Raw genomic sequence first — 22331 nt, 5'->3', positions numbered from 1 at the left:
GTCGTGATGAAAAAGTCAGCAAGAGCAATGATCGCTGCGGCCTTTGCCGTATCTCCAACAGCAGTCTTCGCTCAGCATATCGATGTCAATCCGGGCGGGGTTCGGGTGGAAGGCGATAGCCACGGACGACGCGTTGTCGAAGAGCGTAGCGAGGGCGGCCATCATGAACCTCGCAGAGAGCACCACGAAGAGCGTCGAGAGGGACACCATGGCGATGCCCCGCGGGAACGTCACTGACGCCTTGAGATAAAAAGAGCTGTGAATAAGCGACGGGTGGCCATTACAGGTCGCCCCTCGTCTACATTTCAACGATATTGTCTAGGCCGACTAGCACAGATCAATTCAGTTGCTTCTGAAGCTGACGTACAAACAAGGGGAATTTACAGCTTAGCTGTGGCTATAAAATATATTTTTATTACTGTATAACTCTTCACCTTATTTGCTTTCTTCGAAGTCATGTGATGGAACGCTCCTGCCAAGCGCGCGGGCGAGGTGGGATGAAAACACCATTCAGCAGAGCCTGCCGGATCGCACCCGTGCGTTCAGGCGTTGGGCAAGGCAGAGGGCCTTGACCCGCTCAAACGAGTCTTCGGGAAGGGACGCGCAACGCAAAGGAGAAATAGTTATGGCTCGTCTTGGTAGGGTGAAGACGGCACTGAGTGTCGGCCTTCTGACGGTCACGCTCGTCATCAGCCTCGTGGCCATTCCGAGTGCGGCCCAGGCTGAAGGCCATCATGGCGGCTATGGCGGAGGACATGGGTTTTATGGCGGCCATGGCGGAGGCCGCAGGTACTATGGCGGCCACGGTCGCACTTATGGGTATGGTGGTTTTGGCTATGGGCGCCGCTACTATAGCGGTCGCGGCTACCGCAGAGGACACGGACATTACGGCCATAGGCGGGGTTACTACGGGGTCCCCGTTGCAGCTGGATTGATCGGTGGCTTGGCGCTCGATGGGCTCGTGGCGCACAGCCCATACTACGGCCACTACGGTTGTGGTTACGCTCCGAGCTTTGATTACCACTACGGTTACTGAGCACGGTCGAGTGTGCCTGCTATACTATTATTTGTCGTCGGGGCCGGATGCTCAACGGTAGATCCGGTTTCGGCTCAGTCTGATATCGATTTTGCGATCTAGTTGCGTCATCATCTGCGAGGCGACTTCTCATAGTCTTCATTTGTTCGTCGTCAGTGTCGCCCGGCTGAGCTCGACCGCAATGCTCAAGGCTTCGGTTGTCTGAAGCTGGGTTTGCGCGGTGATCACGTCTGAGCGAGCAGCGACACAGGCAGCGTACTGGTTCTGAGTGATCACGAGGCTGCTGTCGCCGTTCCCGTCCAGGACCAGCATCACGCCGAGGTCCCTGGCGCTCGCGGCACGGTCGAACAGGATCATCTGCCGTGCCTTCGGGCTCGCTTCCGCGGTCTCGGGCGCGCGCAGGTTGTCGACGACGGCCCGCAGCGAAAGGTCGATGATCTCGACGTTGCGGGCGATGTCGCGTTCGATGACCTGCATGAGGTTCCTGGAGGTCTGCTCGGCCTTGTCCCAGGCATCGCGACGAAGATCGAGGAGCATCGACGCCGACACGATCAGCACGCCGATAGGTGCCAGGACCCCGAGCGCCACCCAAGCGCGGCTATATTCAAGTGGTCGCGAAAGGCGCGGCAGGGTCATCGGCTGTTCCCCCCTGGGCTTGCTGGCCGTTGCCCGATCCTTCGCACGCCAGCCATTACGGTCGATTTACCCCGATGGCTTTCGACGCCTTCGACTCACTCGTGGCTAACGCCCGGTTTTATCGCGGTCTCACGCCGGACCGGCGGATCCGGGCGCGGGACCTGCGTCCCGCCGCCCGCTCATGGGGCATCCCGAGGATTGGCTACTCCGCGACCCGGCCCTCAGGCCCCAAGCGAGCTCCGTCGAGCTCCGTGACAGGTGTCCGGACCAGCCACCACCGCACCCGACCCGGTCGTTCGACCCACATGCATCGGCGCGCGCGATCCAGTCCGTCGCCATTCCTGCGCGAAGGCCGCCAAGTGCGGGCGGGCCGGCCCCTCCGCATCGAGGTAGCGCAGGAATCCCTCCACGGCTGCATCGTGGCCCGCGGCATCCGTCCTGCCCGTCAGATGCGCCCAGCGCATGAAGATGACGTAGAGGTTCGCCACGTCGGTCTCGCAGTAGTCCCGCACCCGACCGAGTTCGTCGCGCGCGACCAATTCGGCGACGCAGGACCCGTGCTCGCCCATCTTGCCCGGTGCGCCGACCGCCGCCGCAGCCTCCTCCAGGGTGAGACGCGAGGCCGCCCCGAAGGCTGAGATCGCATCCATGAGGTCGAGGTGCCAGTCCTGGGCGTAGCGCTGCCCGTAATTGGCCCAGCGCGTTCCGCGAAGAAACCATGCGGGGGCCGCGAGACCGTGCATCAACGAGCGGGCGAGGACCACCGGCATGTCGAACGCCCTGCCGTTCCAGGTGACGAGCCTGTAGCGTCCCCCCTCGAAAAGCCGCCAGAAGGCGCGCAGCAGACGTGCCTCGTCCCATCCCGGTTCGCCGCCGCTGCGGCAGGACCGCAACTCGTAGGTCTCGACCCCCGTGCCCGGCTCCCGACCGACCCCCGCCTCGATCACCGAGATGGCGACGACCTGATGCCACATGGCCTTTGGAAACCGGTCGGCCGGCCAATCCGCGGGCGTTAGGATCGGGTCCGGAACGGTCTCGATGTCGAGCATCATCAACGTGTCCGGGCTGCCCTCGTCGAAGTCGCGGCGGCGCAAGGGATGTCGCATGGTGTCAGGGCGCGGCTCCGCCCCGGGTGAGGCGGCGTCGAACAACGTCCGTTCCGCGAGCGGGCGACGGGCGGGTGAGCGCGACGCGGACGGGTCCCGGCATGCAATCGGTCGGCGTACGAAGGACGTCATGGCCTCTCCACTTCAGATGTCGTGCGTGCGGTGGGCACCGCGGCCCGGACCGGCGCGGCGTCGGGGGGAGGCGGCCTTTCCCGAGAACAACGCCCGAATGGCCGCGTCGTCGAGGTAGGCCGTGCGGAACAGGGCCTCCGCGATCCGTTCGAGGGCGAGGCGCTCGGTCCGCATGAGGTCGCACGCGCGCTCGTAGGCCAGCCGGAGCCGCTCAAGGACCGGGCGCATCAGCCAGGGCATCCGGGCCAGGTCGATGTCCTGGGCGGGGGCCAGGGACAGCAGCGGGAAATCGGCCGAGAACCCCCACGACGCCTCCATCGCCGCGGCGCATCGGGTCGCCTCGGCGAGATCCGAGACCGCGCCGGCGGAGACGTCGCCCAGGAGCACCTCCTCGGCCGCGCGGCCCGACAGGATCATCACCAGGGACCGTTCGAAGTCGCCCTCGGTCAGGGCTCCGTAGGCATCGACGAGCGCATGCTCGGTCAGGCCGCCGGTCGGGGCGATGGTTAGCGTCACCGGTCCGCTCGCGCCGCTGGCCAGGAGCGCGACCGCATGCCCGGCCTCGTGGACGGCGCAGCGCATCCGGAGCCCATCCCCGAGCGCCGGCGTCCCATCCGAGGAGCCTGCCAGGATGTCGTCCACCGTGAGGGTGCGGCCGGCCCGTCGCGCGCTGCCACGCGCCCGCCGCACCAGCGCCTCGACGTCGGCACCCGTCATGCCCCGCAGCAGCGGGACCACCGGCGCAAGGTCGAGGTCATCGGCGTCGGTCCCGAGATACTGGACCAGCATGCCGGTCAGCGCGTCGAGACCGGGAAGCTCGATCCGAAAGTGCCGTTCAAGCCGCCCCGAGCGCAAGATCGCAGGATCGATCCTCGAAGGATGGTTGGTCGTGCCGACGACGACGACCCCTTCGCGGCCGACGGCGCCGTCGAGGTGTTCCAGGAGGGCGTTGACGACCTGGCTGGAGTAATCGCGATGATGTTCTGAGAAAGTATTCCTATCTCCAAAGGAATCGAGCTCGTCGATCAGGACCACGCAAGGCGACCGCCGCGCTTCCTCGAAGAACTGCCGCATGGCGCCCAGGGTATGGCCAAGATGTCCGTCACGGGAGCCCTGCCACTGCGCGAGGGAGCCCGGATGAAGCGGTAGGTTCGCGCTTCGGGCCAGGGCCGCCGCGAACCGTGTTTTGCCCGTGCCGGGCGGCCCGCTGACGAGGGCGGCCGATTCACAGGCGGCGAACGGGATGATCCCCTCGTGCCACGACCGTAGGTCCGCCACCAGGCCGAGCCCCCAATCCCGGGCGGCTCCGAGACCGAGCGAGTCCTCAAGGCGGGGCGCGTTCGCGGTGCGCTGCCTCTCTCGCAGGCGCGAACGCCCGAGGCGCTCCAGGGCCTCGGATGCCCCGCGACCCGGGCGGATACCGAGCCGAAGGTCGGCGGCGGCCCGGACCGCCACGCAGTCCCCGAGCGCGGCGAGGGGCGGAACCTCGCCGGTCACCGCCTCGATCACCAGGCTCAGCACCTCGGCGTCGAGCGGAGCGACGAGAACCTCCCGGTCGACGGCGCGCAGGAAGTCGCGCGGCAGCGTCCTGGCGGGATCCGACGCGACGCCGATGAGCGGGACGCCGGCGACCACGGCCGCGCCGACGGTTTCGTTGCCGCGGTCGGGCCTATGCTCGCGCGAGGCCCCGTCACGCGCGAACACGACGACCTCCCGCCGGCTGCGGTCGTTCCAGGCCCCGCGCCCGCCCTCGCCATCCCGAACCCTCCATCCCAGTCCGAGGAGGCAGGGTCCCACGACGCACCGCATCGGCTCCACCCAATCCGGAGAGGATACGCGCACCAGTAGGACGGGGAAGCCGTCATCGGCCGCGGGAGGTCCTGCCGGAGCGAACGCGCGCCCCAGCATGACCGCGGCGGCCACGACGTCGGCGGCCAGCCGGGGCATGAGTGATGCCTCCCGCCGGCCGAGCGCGAGCGCGTCGAGCTCGGCTTCGTCCAGGCACCATGATGGATCCGGGCTCGCGGCTTCCTTCCGCAACGCCTCGACGAAGGCGCGCGCCATCGCGCAGGCCGCCTCGTTCGGTTCGGGCATGGCATCCTCCGGCTTCGCACGGGACTTCGATGGTGGGGGGCCGATGGTTCAGCGGCGGCGAGACTTGCGCATCCTCGGTCGCGCCCATCGCGCCGCGAGCCGCATGAGCCGGCGCTCGTCGGCGCTGCGCCGTGCCAGCGCGCGCAGGGCGTAGGCGATGACCGCCGGCGCGGTCGCGTCGCCGCGCTCGGCCATCAGCAGGAGATTGCCCATCACGAGATCCGACGCGACCGAAGCCGCGCCGCACGTGCGGACGTGACGGATGGCGAGCGCCGTGGCCGCGGCCGCGTCCCCGTCCCTTGCCGCGGACCAGCGCGTTTCGCCGAGTATCGACGTCGTCGCCAGCAGCCGCGCGAGGGCCGTTGCTTCCGCCCGGTCGAGGCGTCCGGGCGGGTACGTACGCCAAGCCGCCACCACGCCGACTTCGACCACGGGCGGCACGCCGCGCCGCGGGGTTCGGATCGCGTGCCGCAAAACCGAAGTCGAAACCACTCGGCCAGGCTCCGATGCCATGTCCACCTCCAGCGGCCCCGCCCGTTCCAAGGCGGTCAGCGAATCCGTCACGCTTTCGAAAAACTTGGCCCGTGCCCCCACGGGGAGCCGGAACGACCCGATGGGCGAATAGGCGGTCGCCGCGCTGCGCACGGGCTCGGTTTCACAGCGCCCAGCCCGGTTGGCCCGGCTGTTGGAATGCCCACGACGTTCGAGAATGCTTATATTATACCTGCGGTATATAAGACGATCAAGCCATTGCTGTCTTTGGCGGCCGGGAAAAGTCGTGGCGGCGGCAGCCCGAGGCGGGAAGTCAGCGATGGGCGCCGTACCGGCCCAACCTTTCCCGGCTCCCGATGCCCGTCGGCCTGTCCGGGGAGCTTGGTGCGGGCGGCCCTGGGCCGTAGGTCGACGTTCCCATCTCAGGCCTCGACCACCAAGGCTGGGTCGAAGGCATCGGCCGCATCCCACCGCCGCAAGGGATTGGCGACGACCCTGGTCCGGCCGATGCGGTAATCCGCCGGGGCGACGGCCCGGCCGTGGACCCAGAGCGTCGGCGCCCCCCAGGCGTGCATGACATCCTCCAGGTCCGAGGCATGCGAGGCTGCCAGCCAGGCGTCCCCGAGCCATCCCGTCCAGGCGTCGGGCAGCGAACGGCGTGAAGGCGCGAAGTGGGTGAGCACGACGGCGCGGTCCCCGGGGCGAACACCGGGCACGAGCGTCCCGGGTCCCCTCGCGACGTTCAGCGATTGACACACGATGCTGGTGAGGGCGTCCTCGATGTATCCCCGCGACCTTGCATGGGCCCCGAGGGCGTCGAGCGGCGACCACGGGCGCCCCCGCCGAAGCAGGACGCGCCGGCAATCCGCCCAGCTGTGGCGGGCCGCGACCCTGGCTAGGCGGCCCTCGAAGCTCCCTTCGAGGCACCAGTCGGTCCACAGGGTCGCCCCGACCACCACGGTCCCGCCGCCGGCCTCGGGACCGATGCGTACCGCATCGTCGGCGAGCAGGTGGATGCCGAGGTCCCGGGCGAGGTCCCGGCCGCGGGCGACCGCCTCCACCATGGGCGTCTCGGACCACAGCTCCGCGCTGCCCGCCACCATCAGGACGGGCCTGTTTCCCTGTCTGCCGTCCAGGGCGCGCGCCAACCAGTTCAACGCGACGTCCAGCCCTATGGCCACTCCGCCCGCCACCAGCAGGACGTCGAACTCGGGAAGCGGATCGGGGAGCCGGAACCCGGGATTGCGGTCGATGAGCAGGTCGGACAGGATCCAGAACCTCGCGTTCTCCCTTCGGCTCCCGACGGAGGCCGGTCCTGGACAGGCCGTCCGCACCTCGGGCGTCGGGTCGATCCGCGCTCGGGGCCGAAACGGAAGCGGCAACGGCTCCGGGACCTCGGCGCCCGGAACACGACGAGGGGGGCGAACATGCCGCGTCATCGTAGGCCCCCGGCGGCCGCCGATCCCGTTCCGGTCGAGCCCTGGGAGCGGAACGGAATGGGATGCGGCGGAGGTGCTCCCCGGCATCCTAGCGCACGAGGCTCACGGGCGAAGTCCGGCAAGGGCGTCTCCATCGGTTCTCGGCTTGCGGGAGGCAGTCAGGGCGGGGCGGCCGCCCCGGGCGGTCTCAGACCTCGACGACCAGCCCGGGCTGGAAGCGCGGGTTCTCGCCGGGATATCCTCGCGGGTTGCAGAGCACGCGGGTCCCGCCGAGGCGGTAGTCGAACGGCGTATGGGTGTGCCCGTGGACCCAGAGCGAAGGCCGACCGGCCTCGATCAGGTCGTCCAACCGCGACGCGTAGGCGGCATTGAGCGGCTTGCCGAGGAACCGCGGCGCGACGCTCCCCGCCGCGGGAGCGTGATGCGTGACCACGACGTGCGCCCGCGTCGTCGCGTCCGCGGCGGACCGGAGCGCGGTTTCGAGGAAGCGGCGTGACGCGAGGTGCAGCGCGAGCGCCTCCTCCGGCCGGAACCGCCGCCACTCCGGCTTGCGGCTCCAGGCGATGAGGCGGTGATCGTTGAGGCCCACGCGTGCGTCCCGCATGGCGGGGACCCGCGTCGCCGGTCCGTCGAGCTCGTAATCCGTCCACAGGGTGCATCCCGAGACCACGACGTCGCCGAAGCGGACGGTGTCGTTCTCCAGGAGGTGAATTCCGGCCTCCATCGCGGCCGCGCGCCCCGCCTGCAACTCGTCCGGCAGGCATCGACGGTAGAATTCATGGTTTCCGGCCACGAACGCGACCGGCATATGCGGCCGGACCGTCGCGGCGAGCCACGCGATTGACTTGACGAGGCCCTCGCCGACGTCGCCGGCGACCACCGCGAGATCGGCCCCGGGGATCGAGGCTGGGGTCCATGGACTCCCGATGTCGATGTGCAGGTCCGAAAAGATCCATAGGCGCATCGGTTCTCCCTCGGTGTCGTCACCCGGAAGCCGCAGCCGGTCCGGCGCCCCGTCGTCGCTCCCGGCGGAGACGCCCGCCGGCTTAAGTTCCACCCGGGACCGCCACGCATAGGCGAACCGGGCATGGTGCGGTCCGCCCGTCCCGTCGGCGGCGAGACGGTCGAGCGCATCGGCGAGGAACGTCGCGGCAGCCTTTTCGCCGCGAAGCGCCAGCGCGAGCGCCGCGGTGGCGACCACGTCGACGTCGGGATGCGCCGGACCGCATCGTCCGAGGACCGCCCGGGCGTCGCGGAGCGCCGCCGGGGCGTCTTCCCATTCCGAGGCGGCCACGGAGGGACCGGACCCTTGGAGGGCAGCCGTCGCCGCAGCCAGCAACGGCTTGGCCAGATCGGGCGCGAGGGCGCCCGGTCCGACCGTCCGCCACAACCTGGTGAGGGACGTCGAACCGCCCGCCGCCGGCAGCGCCCAGCGACGTTCGCCTTGGGGGTGCACGGGCATCTCCTGACATCCTCGCATGGCCGCCCGGACAGGCGGCGAGGGCTCCCCCGCCCACATCTCGACGGGCGGGACCGGCTTCCGCCTTTCGAGCGAGGGAGGGGCGACCCGCCTCGACGGAAAGGGAGACGGTGCGCTACTGCAGGGAGGGACGCGGACCGGCGGGCCGTCCCAGGCGGTAGAGCCTGGAATAGGTGCGCGCCCAGGTACGACGGTCGGAAACGTAGACTTCCGAGGTTCGGACCCGGCGACCTGGGGGAAAGTCCGGATGGTGCGTGACGCGACCGACGAGCGCCGCGACCGGCCGCATCCCGAACTCCCATTCCTCAAGGACGGGGGCGGCGGCGAGTTCCTCCGCGGACGGGTATTCGCCGTCCTCCGCGGCGTCCAAGGCATCGGCAAGGTCCCGGAGCCGGTCCTGCGCGTCGCGGCGGTCCGCCTCGCCCATCCCGGCCAGGACGGGAGCGATGACGTCGCCGGGATGCCCCGGCATCGGGACCGCACCGGGTACGACCGCGTTCAGCACGCGAAGCGCAGCGCGAACGGACAGGGACGCGAGCAGGGATCCATGGGCCGGGGCGGCGGCGTCCCGCAGCGGAGCCGGCAGGCCGCGAGGGATCACGCGGATCGAGGTGTCGTCCAGGCCCGCGGCCGCCGCCGTGTCGCGCACGGTTCGGTCGGACGCTCCGAGTGAGGGGAAACCGCACCCCAGCAGCCAAGGGACGGCGGCATGCGCGGTCGCGCGCAGCATGGACACGGCCATGGCGCGTTCGAGGACGGACGGTCCGACGGCGATCACCCTGGGACATTCCCCGAGATCAACCGGGCAGTCCGCCGCCCACCCTGGCGGCAGGTCGAGCACCACGAGGCGTCGCGCGGGATCGGCGGCCGCTTCCCGCGGGAAGTCCTCTGCGAAGGAGGGACCGTCCCTGCAAAGCTCGACAACGCGCAGCGTGTCCGGCACGCTGTCGAGTCGAGGCAGCCGGGATTCGTGCGCGCCTACGACGCGCAGGAGCGTCGTGGCGGTGCCGACCGAGGCTGCGGCACGGGCAATCAGGAAGGCGGCGTGCGTGCCAACGGCACGGCCATCGCCGCCGAACAGCGCGATGATCATGGCGAAACCCCAAAGGCGGAAAGCGGCCCTCCCGCTCGACGATCAGTCGGGCGGGGGCGGGCAGTCGGCGGTGCTTGTTGAAGTTCCCAATTATACCTGTGCTATAAAAATCTTTCAAGCCTCGCCCGACGCGCCTCGGGGAGTGGACTTCGCCTCGGCTGCGGATTTCCCTCCGGACCGGACCGTGCCAGGATACCTATGCCAAGCCGCCCGCCTGCTGGTCGGTCTCACCCAGCAGGAGCTTCACCTGCTGGCGCGCGTTTCGAAGAAGTCGATCAACGACTACGAGAACGGCTTCATCGCGATCCGAGTCGCGCTTGCGAAGCGCTTGGTCGCGGCCCTTCGCGGCGCGGGCGCCCGTTTCATCGCGGGCGAGGGATACGTCGGCGTGATCGTGAGCGGGCGGAGAACGGAGGCGGGCGTCCCGGCGGCTCCCTTCGGACAGGGAGTCCAGGAAGCCGGGATCGTCTCCGACCCGGGTCCCTCGGGCGGTTCCGCCAAGCCGCGCCCCGCCCGCGGCAGGCGTGCGTCGCAGGGGGATTGAGGCTCGAAATCCCCCGGTGGCGGTTCTCGGCGCGTTCCAGGCTCACCCCGTCCTGCCTTCGAGCCTCGTCACACGACCTTGCCGACGAGGCTCCCGATGCCTGCGGTGACGCCCACGGCGAGTGATCCCCGGAACGTCACCTGTACTGTACCGTCGCCCGCGGCACTGCGGCACCACCCGCCTTCGCCCCGAGGGCGCCGAGAATGGCGAGGAACACCAGCGAGGCCGCTACCTCCGTGTATTCGGGCCCGCGCTCGACGTAGATGCGAGCGAGATTTTGGCGCTTCGCCAGGGGTCGTCGGTGAGTTCGAGCCGCTCGCGGTCGGCCCGCTCGGTCTCGGACCGGGAATTGACCGAAGGGCACTTCCCGACCGCCATCGACATCGCGCTAGCCATCAGGATCTCCCCGTTTGTGCGTGGCGGACACCGCGACGCCGACGCTGAGGCTCGCGGTCGATACGGGTCCATCGTTGGTGCTAAACGCCGCGACGCGAAGCCAGCCGGCACGGTCGATAAGGTGCTGTGCGGGTCCTATTTACGGCTACGGCGAGAACAGCGAGGGTCGGCAGGCCCAACGTGTTCATCCGAAAGACCTTTGACCGCAGCACGAGCTGAAACTTTCGTGGCGGATAAACCAGCGCTGCGTCATGGCCGACACGGCGCAAGCTTGCCCGGCTTTTCCTGAGCAGGTCCCGGATTCAGGAGATGCGGCCGTGCTCATGCGCGCACTGTCGATGGTCGGCCAGCGTCTCGATCACCCGACACTCCCCCACCCGACCGTGGCCACATGCCTCGACCATGCGCCGCAACTCTCCGCGCAAAGCCACGAGTTGCCCGATTCGACGCTCGACCTCGGCCATGTGTCGACGGGCGATGCCGTCCACCTCCGCGCAGGACCGGTCCGGCTCGGTGGACAGAGCCAGCAACTCGCGAATCGCCTGGATCTCGAATCCGAGTTCGCGCGCATGACGGATGAAATTGAGCCGGGATATCTCTGTCTCCAAATAGCGACGCTGCTTGCCCTCGGTGCGGGTCGGGGCCGGCATCAAGCCTGCTCCCTCGTAGTAGCGGATGGTTGGCACCTTCACGCCCGTGCGGCGCGACAGCTCTCCGATTGAAATGTTCATATCCCGGCCAAACCTCCAGTCCTTAGAGGTTGCACTCTCCTTCCTCCTCGATGGGAAGGGGGCACGAAAGCGGATGGCTCCGACGAACTGTCCGAACGCCATCCGTCACTCGACCGTTTTAAGCCGCCGCAGCCCATCCTTTTGACCTTGAAGCTTTGCGTGACGCTCTCCCGTTGATGACGTCGCACACGGATGGGACCTCCCATGGTGGGAACGTGAAGGGCCTCAGGCGCTCGATCTTCCCTCTCCAAGGAGCCGCAGCGCGTTTGCCGTCACCAGCACGGTTGCCCCGGTATCCGCCAGGATGGCAGGCCATAGGCCGGTGACCCCTAGAACCGTCGTGACCAGGAACACTGCCTTCAAGCCGAGCGCCAGGGCGATGTTCGTCCTGATGTTGAACAGCGTCCGGCGCGAAAGCTCGATCATCCGGGCGATGTCTGCGACGCGTCCGTGCAGGGCCGCCGCATCCGCCGTCTCAAGCGCCACGTCGGCGCCCCCACCCATCGCGATACCGACGTCCGCGGCCGCGAGCGCCGGCGCGTCGTTGATGCCGTCGCCGACCTTGGCCACCACGGCGCCAGTGGCTTGGCGCTCCCGCACGATCCGCTGCTTGTCCTCAGGCAGGAGCTCGGCCCACACCTCGATGCCGAGCGCGGCCGCCACGGCCCAGGCCGTCCGCGCGGTGTCGCCGGTCAGCATGATCGCGCCGACGCCGAGCGACGCAAGGCGGTCGACCCCCTCCCTCGCGTCGGACCTGGGCTCGTCTCGCATCGCGAGCAGCCCGGCTACCGCCCCGTTCGCGAGGAGCACGGACACGGTCTTACCCTCGCCCTGGAGCCCGGAGACCCGCTCCTCCTGATCGGGCGTGAACGGCACGCGCGCGCCGGCTTCCCTCGGCGAGCCAAGGAACAAGTCGAGCCCCCCGACCTTGCTGGCGATGCCCTTGCCGCCGAATGCCTGGGCCCCGAATGCCGGGGGCACCGGCGCTCCGGCCTCGGCGGCCTTGGCCAGCACGGCCCGGGCGAGCGGGTGCGAGGAGCCACCCTCAAGGGCGCCCGACAGCGACAGCACGTCCCGCTCGGACCTCCCGAATGCCACCACGTTCGTCACGACGGGCTTGCCCTCCGTCAGGGTTCCCGTCTTGTCGAAGGCGACCGTCGTCACCGAGGCCAGCCGCTCCAGGACGGCGCCGCCCTTGATGAGAAGCCCGCGCCGGGCCCCGGCCGAGAGGCCGGCCGCGATGGCCGCCGGCGTCGAGATGACGAGCGCGCAGGGGCAGCCGATCAGCAGGATCGCCAACCCCTTGTAGACCCAATCCCCCCACGCGCCGCCCGTGAGAAGCGGCGGGACCACCGCCACCAAGGTGGCCACCGCGACGACGGCGGGGGTGTAGACCCTGGAGAACCGGTCGATCAGGCGCTCGGTCGGCGCCTTCGCCTCCTGCGCTTCCTCCACCAGCTGCACCACCCGGGCGATGGTGTTGTCCTTGGCAGCCGCGGTCACCCGGACGCGGAGCGCCCCGTCGCCGTTGACCGTCCCGGCGAAGACTGCGTCGCCAGGCTCCTTGCGCCTCGGCACGCTCTCACCGGTGACCGACGCCTCGTCGACGTCGCTCCCGCCGTCGAGGATGGTCCCGTCCGCCGGGACGCGGTCACCCGGCCGCACCAGCACGGTGGCGCCGACCTTGAGGCTCGCGGCGGGCACAGATTCAGTCGTGCCGTCGCGTTCCAGCAGCGCCGTCTCCGGGACGAGACCGGTCAACCCACGGATGCTCGCCCGGGCTCGACCGGCAGCGACGCCCTCCAGAACTTCGCCGATCAGGAACAGGAAGACGACGGTCGCCGCCTCCTCGGTCGCCCCGATGACGGTCGCGCCGACGGCGGCGATCGTCATGAGCATCTCGATGGAGAAAGGCGTCCCATGCCGGGCGGCCAAGATAGCTCGTCGGGCAACCGGCACCAGCCCAACCGCCATGGCCGCGAGGAAAGCCCAGCGCTCGGTAATCGGCGCGACGTGCCCGAGCGCGTAGGCTGTCACCAGGGCCGCGCCGCAGGAAGCCGCCAGCAGGGCTTTCGGCGCCCTCCACCAAGGTGTCTCAGCGGTATCCCCCAACGCCACGGCGTCCGGGTCCTCGGCCCCGTAGCCGAGGCCGCGGACGGTGTCAGCGATCATTCTCGCATCGGTCCCGGGTCCGTGACGCACCGCGAGCGTCTCGGCGGCCACCGAGACCTGCACCTGCGCGATGTCGGGCAGGCGGCGCACGGCGGCCTCGACCTTCGCCGCGCAGGACGCGCAGTCCATGCCGGTCACCCGCAGGCGGGTCGTCGGGACGTCGGTCCTGTCCAGGGTCGCTGCTTCGGTCACGGCGGGTGCCTTCCTTGTGGTTAAGGCGACCCTACTTCCTCTAGCGACTAGAGGAGCAAATATCTTGAAGCCCATCGCAATCGGGGAATTGTCGCGGCAGGCAGCCGTGAAGGTGCCGACCATCCGATTCTACGAGGAGCGCGGACTCCTGCCGCGCGCGTCCCGAACGGAAGGCAACCGGCGGACCTACGGCGCGGCCGACGTCCGCAGGCTTCGGTTCATTCGGCACGCGCGTGAACTCGGATTTGAGATCGAGGACATCCGCGCGCTGCTCGATCTCGCCGAGCAGCCGGAACGCCCGTGCGGGGAGGTAGACGCAATCGCCCGCCGGCATCTCGCTGACATCGACGACCGGATTGCGCGGCTCACCGGGTTGAGGGTGGAGGTCCAGGCGATGCTGGATCAATGCTCGCGGGGCAGTGTCCGGGAATGCCGCATCGTCGAGGTGCTGGCCGATCACGGTGAATGCCTGCACGAGGTTCACTGATGCCTACGGCCACGCGGAATTGGATTTTATGCGCTCACCACGTTCGAAACCCCTTGCTCCTCCAGTCGCTAGAGGAATTAGGCGTGCCGCATATGTCGGACGCCCCGCCGAGGGCATGAAGCCGAGCGGATTTCCCAATGACCGGACACGCAGATCGCTCCGTCCGTGCCCTCCGTGACGGAGGTGGACACGAACACGGCCATTCCGGCAATGCTCAGGCATCCTTCGGTTTCGGAAGGGCCTTCGCCGTCGGCATCGGTCTGAACGTCGCCTTCGTGATCGTCGAGGCGGTCTACGGGTTCTTGAGCAATTCCCTCGCCCTCGTCGCCGACGCAGGCCACAACCTCTCGGACGTACTCGGGCTCGCCGTCGCCTGGGCCGCGGCCATTCTCGGGAAACGGGCGCCTAAGCCGCGCTACACCTACGGCATGAAGAGCTCCTCGATCCTGGCCGCCTTGTTCAACGCGGTCATCCTCCTCGTCGCCATGGGCGCCATCGCCTGGGAGGCCGTCCGGCGCTTCGGTGAGCCCGCACCGGTGGCCGGGACCACCGTGATGGTGGTCGCGGGCATCGGCATCCTGATCAACGGCATCAGCGCTTGGCTGTTCGCATCGGGGCGCGAAGGCGACCTCAACGTGAAGGGGGCCTTTCTGCACATGGCCGCCGATGCCGCCGTCTCGGCGGGCGTCGTCGTCGCCGGCCTGCTTATCGCCCTGACGGGTTGGCGTTGGCTCGATCCGGTGACCAGCCTACTCATCGCCGCGGCGGTCGTATGGAGCACTTGGGGACTCCTGCGCGACAGCGTGCGGATGTCGCTCGCCGCCGTGCCCCCCGGCATCGACCCTGACGCCGTGCGCGCGCATCTGCGGGGCTTGGAGGACGTCACGGCCGTCCACGACTATCACGTCTGGCCGATGAGCACGACCGAGGTCGCCCTGACGAGCCATCTCGTAAGGCCGGACGGCACGGACGACGCTTTCCTTATACGAGCCGCACGCGAATTGAGGGGCCGCTTCGGGATCGTCCACGTCACGTTGCAGGTCGAGACGAGCGAGACGACCGCCTGCGCCCTGGCCCCGGACGGCGTGGTCTGAACCTGCGATGCAAGCCTGGCTCTATACCCTCATCCCGGCAGCCGCCGCCGTCCTCGGCGCCGCGGTCGCCGTCAACATGCGGCCGGGACCCGTCTTGGTCAGCGCCATCCAGCACTTCGCCGCAGGCGTCGTATTCGCCGCGGCGGCGGGCGAGATCCTGCCTGACCTCAAGCATGCCGGATCGCCTTGGGCCACCCTGGTCGGCGGCGGCGTCGGTGTTGCCGCCATGCTCGCGGTCCGCACTCTGGAGCGTCGGGTGAAAGGACCAGTCGGTCTACTGACCGTCACCGGAATTGATATCTTGGTGGACGGGCTCGTCCTCGGCATCGCCTTCGCAGCGGGCGCCAAGGCCGGTTTCCTGCTTACGGTCGCCCTGACCATCGAGGTGCTGTTCCTCGGCCTGACCGTCGCGAACGAACTCGGCGAGGGCGGAACCTCGAAAGCCAGGGTGGTCGGCTTGACCGCCGCCCTCGTCGTCCTGCTGCCGCTCGGTGCGCTGCTCGGCGGCCCGGTCGCCACGCTGCCCGCGGCCATCCGCGGCGGCTTTCTCGCCTTCGGCCTGATTGCGCTCCTCTACCTCGTGACGGAGGAACTTTTGGTCGAGGCACACGAAACGGAGGACCGTCCATGGGTGACCGCGATGTTCTTCGCAGGCTTCCTGCTATTGCTCTTGCTCGATGAGCTTGTCGGTTGATGGCGCACGTGCCGGCCGCGTTTGATGCGTCATCACGAAAGGCTTTCGGGTCGATGACATCAGCTCTTCAGTAGCGCGAGCGTCTTTCCTTTCAGGTCGTCAAAGGTCGCGATAGTGCGCAGATTGGCCTCGTACGCTCGCATCGCAGAGCGAAGTTCGGACATCTCGACCGTAGGGCGGACATTGGGAAGCTTGAGGTTGCCGCCAGCATCGGCGGCGGGGTGTCCAGGACTATGAACCGTCGGGAATTCGGTCTTGTCGCGTACGATACGGATGGCCGGTGCCTCTTCGGTGTTGCCCGTGATCGGCTCGAACACTGCAATCTTGCGCCTATAGGGTTCGCCGTCTGGGGCGGACGCCGTGGAACGCGCGTTGGCAATATTCTCGACCGACACGCGCATGCGACCCTGATGTATGCGTAGGGCGGCAGACGCCAAGCTTGGCCCGGAAATGTCGTCCTTCATCGCCGCCAGCCTCCCTCTTGCCGGCATCCTGTCCCGGCGTGCACAAATTTGTTAATCAAATCTAATGAGTTAGAGTTAAAAAAAGGTTAATTCACGCCTCATGGTGTTAGAGTAATCCGAGCGCCGGCCCGTCCGAATTCAGGAGTATTCGGCGATGTCTTCGAACCACCGTTCAGCTCTTTTCCGGGAAATCGGGCGAACGAGCATCGGATCGCTCCATTCGCACCTCCGCGACAGCCGGATCCATAGGCCGATTTGTACTCACCCGGCATCGACCGCTTCTGACTTCAAAATTTTGATATCCTCGTAAATTACATTTAATTATGTATAGAGCATACTATCAAATCAAATTGGTCGTATTTTTGGTCGAGCAGTCGTATCGACAATATAAAATATGCAAAATTTATACAAGTGACTTCATTGACGTTCGTGGCCCACTCGATGAGAGTCCCCTGATGCGTTATCTGAATCTGACGGAGACTTTGTTCGCAATGGACCCCGCGGCGATGGATGAAACGGTGGCTGATGGAACGCGATGACAGGCCGGGAGCGGGCTGCGCACAGGAGCACATCCTCCTGATCGAAGACGACGACGGCATGCGGGTGTTGGTCACGCGACTCCTGAGGGAGAGCGGCTACCGCGTCACCGGTTGCCGCAGCGGCGCCGAGATGTGGTCGCTTCTGCCCGGGAAGTCGGTCGATCTCGTCTTGCTCGACGTGATGCTGCCCGGCGCCTCCGGCTTCGATCTGCTGCGGGCGCTGCGCAGCAAGGGCACCGTGCCGGTCATCATGCTCTCCGCCCGCAACGAGGAGGCGGACCGGGTACTCGGACTCGAACTCGGAGCCGACGACTACGTCGCCAAGCCGTTCGGCCGGCCGGAACTCCTTGCCCGCATCCGCGCGGTGCTGCGTCGGACCACCATCGCGCCGGCCGCCACCGCGGCGGAGAGGGCACAGGTTCTGACCTTCGCCGGCTGGCGGCTCGATTTGCGCAGCCGGCAGCTGACCGATCCCGGGGGGGCTGCCGTAGACCTCTCGGGGGCCGAGCACGACCTACTCATGGTGTTCCTAGAGCATCCCGGGCGCGTGCTCGGCCGCGAGCAGATCCTGGAGATGAGCCGCGGACGGCTCGCCGCCCCGTCCGACCGTAGCGTGGACACCCTGGTCAGCCGCCTGAGGCGCAAGCTCGAACCGCCCGAGGGCACGCTCCCCGTGATCAAGACGGTTCGCGGCTCCGGCTACATGATGGCCGCCAAGGTCGAGCGGGCGTGAAACAACTGGTCGATCTTGCCCGCAGCCTGGAGGGGCGCACCGTCGCCGTGCTGTTGCTGGCGGTACTCGTGGTCCACGGGGGCGCGTTGTTGCTGTACCGTCAGTCGGCGTCGGCCGCGGCCGACGAGGCGTTCGCGAACGAAGTGGCGCGACAGCTCGTCTTGGCGCGGGAAGCGGTACTGCGGCGACCGCCGGGGGAGCGCGGCATCGAGGCAAAAGCCCTCTCGTCGGGTCATTTCGAGATAGGCTGGGAGCGGGGGGAATCCGCCGAGACGGGCAAGACAGACCCCGCCTTGCGCGATCTGCGCGAACGCGTCCTGGAGATCGAGCCCGTGCTCGGCCCAGGTCTGGCGCTCGCCCTGGCGGCGCCGGACGAGCCGCTGCACCAACAGGACCTGCGCGGCGCCTTCCCGCTGCCGGACGGCAGTTTCCTGACCTTCCGGTCCGCCCATTCGCCTCACCTGGTCCACCTTGCACCCTGGGCGTACCTCGCCACCGCGATGGCGATCCTGGTCGGCGTCGCCGCCGTCGTGCTGGTGCACCGGATCGCCGGCCCGCTCAGGGAACTTACGCACGCCACCGTCCGGATCGGGCACGGTACGGTCGTGTCCGTGCCTGAGGTCGGACCGGACGAGACGCGCGGGATCGGTCGGGCGCTGAACGCGATGCAAGGGCGCATCCACCGCCTCGTCGCGGAACGGACGCAGGCTTTGGCGGCGGTCTCGCACGATCTGCGCACGCCGATCGCCCGGCTCCGTCTTCGCCTGGACAAGGTCGATGACCTTGCGGACCGCCGTGCCATGGCTGCCGACCTCGACGACATGCAGGCCATGATCGACGCGACGCTGTCGTACCTGCGTGGCGAAGCCGACCCGGAAGCACGGCAGGTCGTCAACGTGGCGAGCGTGCTGATGAGCGTCGCCGACGCCTCCGCGGACGTGGGCCGCGAGGTGGGCTACGACGGCCCCGGCCGGGCGCTGGCGTCGGTACGTCCCGTTGCCTTCCGCCGCGCGGTCGAGAACCTTGTCGACAACGGTGTGCGCTACGGGATCCGGGTCCGGGTCGGCATCGAGATCGAAGAGGCGACCCTGGTGGTGCGCATCGACGACGACGGCCCCGGCATCGCGCCGGAGGACGTCGCCCGGGCCTTCCAGCCCTTCACCAGGCTGGAGGGGTCGCGTAACCGCAACACGGGCGGGACGGGGCTCGGACTGACCATCGCCCGGCGCGCGGTCGAGGCGGACGGCGGCACGCTCGTCCTGTCGAACCGGCCAGAGGGCAGCCTGCGGGCCGAGATCCGCCTGCCGAGGGCGAAGGGACGCGATTGAGACGCGGCCTACCGGGCGGTCGCCGGTGCGTCGGGGTGCGCGTCCGGCTGCGCCGACCGCTCGTTCGAGACATAGCCGCTCCCAGGCAGTGCCACCGTGAGGATGATGCCTGCGACAGCCAGCGACGCGGACAGGGCCGCCGGAACGAGGAAGGCATCGGGACCAAGGGCCTTCTGGATGAAGCCGCCGGCGACCGCGCCAAGCGTCAGGCCCGCCCAAAGCGGTGCCTGGAGCCAGAACGACGGCGCGGGCTTGTGCAGGACCATGTTCGCCAAACCGGTCCCGAAACGTACGACGGTTCCGGTGACGTAGGTCAGGGCGAGGCTCCGCCCGGCCTCATCCTGCAGCGTCGCATTCAGCATGCCGAGGGCAAGGACGACGGGATAGGCATGAAGAGGAAACGCATCGGAAGCTTCCGGCAGGAGGTTGCCGATGGACAGCAGGACGGCCTGCGCGCCGAGCAGGACCGAAAGACGCCACCGCCCAGCCCAAGCCGCAACAAGGGTGCCGGCGAACGCACCGAAGCAGAACAGCGCGATGGTGCTGCCGAACCTGGTGACGCCCGACCAATCGAAGGAACTGGCCGCGACGCCGAACCGGGTCGTGTTCCCACTCATGAACGACATGAACAGTTGAGAGTGTTCCAGGAAGCCTATCGAGTCGGCCGAACCCGCCAGGAATGCCAGCGCGACGGCCAGGGGCACGCGGGTCTCGGGTCTCGACGGGAAAGATCTGTCCACTTGGCCACCTGTCGCTGCCGCGTCGGATCTCGCCGGGGTCGCGTTCGACCCGGCGTCCGGTCCTGCGGGGAGCCGGTAGGGATACGTCGACCCCATGGCCGAGGCTTTGCTCGACCTTGACGAAGTGTGTCGGCACGCGCGCCTGACACACTTCGTCACGAACGCGGCGAACGGCAGTCAAACGGGTCGGCTATCTCCACTCCTCAAGCGGCCGATGTGGCCGATGGAAGGGATACAGATCGATGAAGCGTACGCTTGCCGCCGTTCTCACCGCCGCGATGCTGGCCGGAGCGGCCACGCCCGCCCTCGCGGTCGACGGGCACGGCAACGCCTCCAATCCGGAGCGCAGCGTCCCGAACTCGGGCGACGTCTCCGGCGGACCCGCCCACCGTGACGATCCGCGGGTGCGGGAGGCGCAGGAGAAAGGCCCGGACGGCAAGCCCGCGCACCGCGAAGGCGACGGCCACGCGCACGGGCACAGCCAGGATAAGCCCGGCAAGAAGTAAGCTTCCCACGAGGTGACACGATGAGCGGGAGACGCGCGATGCGATTGCTGCCCCTGCTCGTCGTCTTCGCGCTCCTGGCAACGGGCCTCGGCTACGCGCTCGCGGCGTCCCCTTGCCCGGACGACTTTTCACGGTGCGATACAGCCCCCTCACGCATCGTGGAAACGCCCGCCTCGACGCAAGTCGGGGCGGGCGTCCGCCTTGGTTCGGTCGACCGAAACGTTCAGTCGTCGAACTCGCGGTGATCGTGGCGCTCAAAGCCGTGGCGGTTCTCGTCCCGGTCGTCGTGATGATGGCGACGAACCTCCACGTGGTCGTGGTCGCCGTGATGGTGGCGGCGCACCTCCTCATGATGGTGGGGAGGTGGTCCGTAGCCGTAATGTTGGGCCGACGCGGTCATGGGGACCGATGCGAGGGCAGCGGTCGTCAGGGTGATCAAGCGACGTTTCATGGACGAAAATTCCTTGCTGGTCGCACAAGGCTCTGCCGACGGCTTTGAACGGGGCGTGAAGCGACCATTCAGTATCCTCCGACCAGGGAAGCCTTCACCACAACGGGCGACCGCAGCTTGCGACACAGCCTCGGAATCGCAGATAAGGACGGTGATGACTTCGGCGCGGCGCCATATGAGCTTCGGAGCGATGACGGGGTGGTGGGCAACCGCCGCCCTCGCGCTCGTCCTGGCGCTGGCCATCGCGATGCCCGGCGCCGGTCTCATGGACGACCTTGTCTCTCACCAGGGCCGTCAAGGCCATGACAGGAGCGAACTCTCGCTCGTCCCGCATACGGTGTCTGGCCTGGATCATGCCTCCGACCCCGGGTCAGCCGACCACGTCCATTGCGGTTGCCACGTCGCCTTGAGCACGACCGTCGCCGGCGATGCCCCGCTCCCCGACGGAACGCGCCCCTCCTACGCCAGATTGTCCGAGAGGATGCCCTCGGTCTCTCCCGACCGCCTGCCAAGGCCGCCGCGCGCCTGAGGTGACGCCGCGAAGGCGGCGCGTCACGAACCCGGGTCCGACCGACCCGAGCCGTCTCCTCACGTCACCGACCGCGATTGTCCGGCATGTCCGTCATCGGCTTCCGGCACGCCCGAGCAGGCATCATGCGCATCATCCTGACCGCCCTCATCCTGGCCGTCGGCGTCCTCGTGGGCGCTGCGGTTCCCGCCGTCTCCGGCTTCGTCCAGGGGCTGTTGATATCGGCTGGCCTGCCGCCGACCGTCTTCAACCTCGCCAGCGGCCCCACCGCCGCGAATTCCGCCGAGGCTTCCCCCGGCGAGGCGGGCCACGCCGCGGGCGACGGACACGGTCACGGTCACGGCAAGCCGGCCAGTAAGCCCGGGGCCGAGCAGACCCAAGGCGAGCATGACCACTCCGAGGCCGAAGGCGAGGAAGGTCATGTCAAAATGACCGCCGAGCAGATCGAGAACCAGGACATCAAGGTGGCCAAAGCCGAGGGCGCCATGCTGTCTCGCCATATCCTGGTGCCCGGTACGATCACGCCCGACACCGACCGGATCGCGCGGGTCCCTGCCCGGGTCGTCGGCACCGTCGCCGAGATGCGCAAGCGCCTGGGCGACGCCGTCAAGAAGGACGAGGTCGTTGCCGTCCTGGATAGCCGCGAGGTCGCGGACTCCAAGAGCGAGTACCTCACCGCCTCGGTGAAGGCCGACCTGGAGAAGACCAATTTCGAACGGCAGCAGGCGCTCTGGGACAAGCGGATCTCGGCCGAGAGCGCCTTCTTGAATGCCAAGGCGGTCTATTCCGAGGCGACGCTGCGCCAGGATCTGGCGCGGCAGAAGCTGTCGGCGCTGGGGCTCGACGCGACGGCGGTGGCCAAGCTGGCCAAGCGCGACGAGACCACCCCGAACCTGTCGAGCCTGCGCCAGTACGAACTGCGCTCGCCGATGTCGGGGCGCATCGTCGAGCGAAAGGTCGACGTCGGCACCGCGGTGGGCAAGGAAGGCGACCCTTCCGACCTCTACACCGTCGCCGACCTCTCAACGGTGTGGATCGAACTTGCCGTTCCGACCTCGGAACTCGCCAAGGTCAAGGAAGGCGCGACCGTGACGGACGCGCCGGGCCAGGAGGGCGGCGTGCAGCACGAGAAGGGCAAGGTCGTCTTCGTCAGTCCTTTCCTCACCGCCGACACGCGTGCCGCCAAGGTCATCGTCGCCCTGCCGAACAAGGACATGGCCTGG

At 68.2% G+C, this 22331-nt stretch carries 19 protein-coding genes and 2 pseudogenes; 8 read left to right on the top strand and 13 right to left on the bottom strand.

Going from position 1 to position 22331, the window contains the following annotated elements:
* Positions 1-1192: 1192 nt before the first annotated feature.
* The 7 genes and pseudogenes from MFF54_RS14295 to MFF54_RS14265 all read right to left on the bottom strand — a co-directional run.
* A pseudogene (locus tag MFF54_RS14295) lies at positions 1193-1672 on the bottom strand (hypothetical protein); the annotation flags it as partial.
* A 221-nt stretch (positions 1673-1893) separates the two neighbouring features.
* Positions 1894-2778, bottom strand: coding sequence for a 3'-5' exonuclease (locus MFF54_RS14290; protein ID WP_231343940.1), 885 nt, complete (start codon positions 2776-2778; stop codon positions 1894-1896).
* Between the two features lie 144 nt (positions 2779-2922).
* Complete coding sequence (locus tag MFF54_RS14285) at positions 2923-5004, bottom strand: AAA family ATPase (RefSeq protein ID WP_003596813.1); 2082 nt, start codon at positions 5002-5004, stop codon at positions 2923-2925.
* Between the two features lie 48 nt (positions 5005-5052).
* Positions 5053-5649 carry a hypothetical protein gene (locus MFF54_RS14280; protein WP_012455871.1) on the bottom strand — a complete coding sequence of 199 codons (597 nt, stop codon included), beginning with the start codon at positions 5647-5649 and terminating at the stop codon, positions 5053-5055.
* 269 nt (positions 5650-5918) lie between these two features.
* Entirely contained in the window at positions 5919-6878 is a 960-nt protein-coding gene (locus MFF54_RS14275; protein WP_238224432.1) for a metallophosphoesterase family protein, read from the bottom strand.
* Positions 6879-7122: 244 nt separating this feature from the next.
* Positions 7123-8397: a metallophosphoesterase gene (locus MFF54_RS14270; RefSeq protein WP_003596816.1), complete on the bottom strand. Its 1275-nt coding sequence runs from the start codon at positions 8395-8397 to the stop codon at positions 7123-7125.
* A gap of 133 nt (positions 8398-8530) precedes the next feature.
* On the bottom strand, positions 8531-9508 hold the full coding sequence (locus tag MFF54_RS14265; protein ID WP_003596818.1) for a DUF6634 family protein: 978 nt from the start codon (positions 9506-9508) through the stop codon (positions 8531-8533).
* On the opposite strand from MFF54_RS14265, the gene MFF54_RS14260 reads away from it, so the two are divergent.
* Positions 9501-10052 carry a helix-turn-helix transcriptional regulator gene (locus tag MFF54_RS14260; RefSeq protein WP_238229976.1) on the top strand — a complete coding sequence of 184 codons (552 nt, stop codon included), beginning with the start codon at positions 9501-9503 and terminating at the stop codon, positions 10050-10052. The genes MFF54_RS14265 and MFF54_RS14260 overlap by 8 nt on opposite strands.
* 68 nt (positions 10053-10120) lie before the next feature.
* Here the strand turns inward: MFF54_RS14260 and MFF54_RS14255 are convergent.
* The 3 genes and pseudogenes from MFF54_RS14255 to MFF54_RS14245 all read right to left on the bottom strand — a co-directional run bounded on the left by MFF54_RS14255 (position 10121) and on the right by MFF54_RS14245 (position 13543).
* Positions 10121-10587: pseudogene (locus MFF54_RS14255) on the bottom strand (VIT1/CCC1 transporter family protein).
* A 163-nt stretch (positions 10588-10750) separates the two neighbouring features.
* On the bottom strand, positions 10751-11179 hold the full coding sequence (locus tag MFF54_RS14250) for a MerR family transcriptional regulator (RefSeq protein ID WP_026105497.1): 429 nt from the start codon (positions 11177-11179) through the stop codon (positions 10751-10753).
* Between the two features lie 225 nt (positions 11180-11404).
* A complete protein-coding gene (locus MFF54_RS14245) occupies positions 11405-13543 on the bottom strand; it encodes a heavy metal translocating P-type ATPase (protein ID WP_003596824.1) in 2139 nt (712 codons plus the stop codon).
* Positions 13544-13607: 64 nt separating this feature from the next.
* On the opposite strand from MFF54_RS14245, the gene MFF54_RS14240 reads away from it, so the two are divergent.
* The 3 genes from MFF54_RS14240 (at position 13608) to MFF54_RS14230 (ending at position 15818) form a co-directional block, all read left to right on the top strand.
* Positions 13608-14030, top strand: a complete 423-nt coding sequence (locus MFF54_RS14240) for a MerR family transcriptional regulator (protein WP_003596825.1) — start codon at positions 13608-13610, stop codon at positions 14028-14030.
* Positions 14031-14167: 137 nt separating this feature from the next.
* The gene (locus tag MFF54_RS14235; protein ID WP_003596826.1) at positions 14168-15124 is read left to right on the top strand and encodes a cation diffusion facilitator family transporter; all 957 of its coding nucleotides are present in this window, start codon (positions 14168-14170) and stop codon (positions 15122-15124) included.
* Between the two features lie 7 nt (positions 15125-15131).
* The gene (locus tag MFF54_RS14230; protein WP_003596827.1) at positions 15132-15818 is read left to right on the top strand and encodes a ZIP family metal transporter; all 687 of its coding nucleotides are present in this window, start codon (positions 15132-15134) and stop codon (positions 15816-15818) included.
* Positions 15819-15877: 59 nt separating this feature from the next.
* On the opposite strand, the gene MFF54_RS14225 is transcribed toward MFF54_RS14230, so the two are convergent.
* The gene (locus MFF54_RS14225; RefSeq protein ID WP_003596828.1) at positions 15878-16282 is read right to left on the bottom strand and encodes a flagellar basal body rod C-terminal domain-containing protein; all 405 of its coding nucleotides are present in this window, start codon (positions 16280-16282) and stop codon (positions 15878-15880) included.
* 525 nt (positions 16283-16807) lie between these two features.
* Here MFF54_RS14225 and MFF54_RS14220 point away from each other — a divergent pair.
* A complete protein-coding gene (locus MFF54_RS14220) occupies positions 16808-17554 on the top strand; it encodes a response regulator transcription factor (protein WP_017484348.1) in 747 nt (248 codons plus the stop codon).
* The gene (locus tag MFF54_RS14215; protein WP_003596830.1) at positions 17551-18882 is read left to right on the top strand and encodes an ATP-binding protein; all 1332 of its coding nucleotides are present in this window, start codon (positions 17551-17553) and stop codon (positions 18880-18882) included. The genes MFF54_RS14220 and MFF54_RS14215 overlap by 4 nt, the downstream gene beginning before the upstream one ends.
* Positions 18883-18890: 8 nt before the next feature.
* Here MFF54_RS14215 and MFF54_RS14210 read toward each other — a convergent pair whose 3' ends face one another.
* A complete protein-coding gene (locus tag MFF54_RS14210; RefSeq protein ID WP_012455875.1) occupies positions 18891-19586 on the bottom strand; it encodes a YoaK family protein in 696 nt (231 codons plus the stop codon).
* A gap of 278 nt (positions 19587-19864) precedes the next feature.
* Here MFF54_RS14210 and MFF54_RS14205 point away from each other — a divergent pair, with 278 nt between their 5' ends.
* On the top strand, positions 19865-20128 hold the full coding sequence (locus tag MFF54_RS14205; protein WP_003596834.1) for a hypothetical protein: 264 nt from the start codon (positions 19865-19867) through the stop codon (positions 20126-20128).
* A 223-nt stretch (positions 20129-20351) separates the two neighbouring features.
* Here MFF54_RS14205 and MFF54_RS14200 read toward each other — a convergent pair whose 3' ends face one another.
* Entirely contained in the window at positions 20352-20579 is a 228-nt protein-coding gene (locus MFF54_RS14200) for a hypothetical protein (RefSeq protein WP_003596837.1), read from the bottom strand.
* Between the two features lie 654 nt (positions 20580-21233).
* Between MFF54_RS14200 and MFF54_RS14195 the strand changes: the two genes are divergently transcribed.
* The coding region (locus MFF54_RS14195) for an efflux RND transporter periplasmic adaptor subunit (RefSeq protein ID WP_238303571.1) at positions 21234-22331 on the top strand (1098 nt) is incomplete at its 3' end.

The organism is Methylobacterium gregans (assembly GCF_022179245.1).
GTDB lineage: Bacteria > Pseudomonadota > Alphaproteobacteria > Rhizobiales > Beijerinckiaceae > Methylobacterium > Methylobacterium gregans.
The sequence above is the reverse complement of the archived record's forward strand: the minus strand, read 5'-3'. Positions and strand labels throughout refer to the sequence as shown.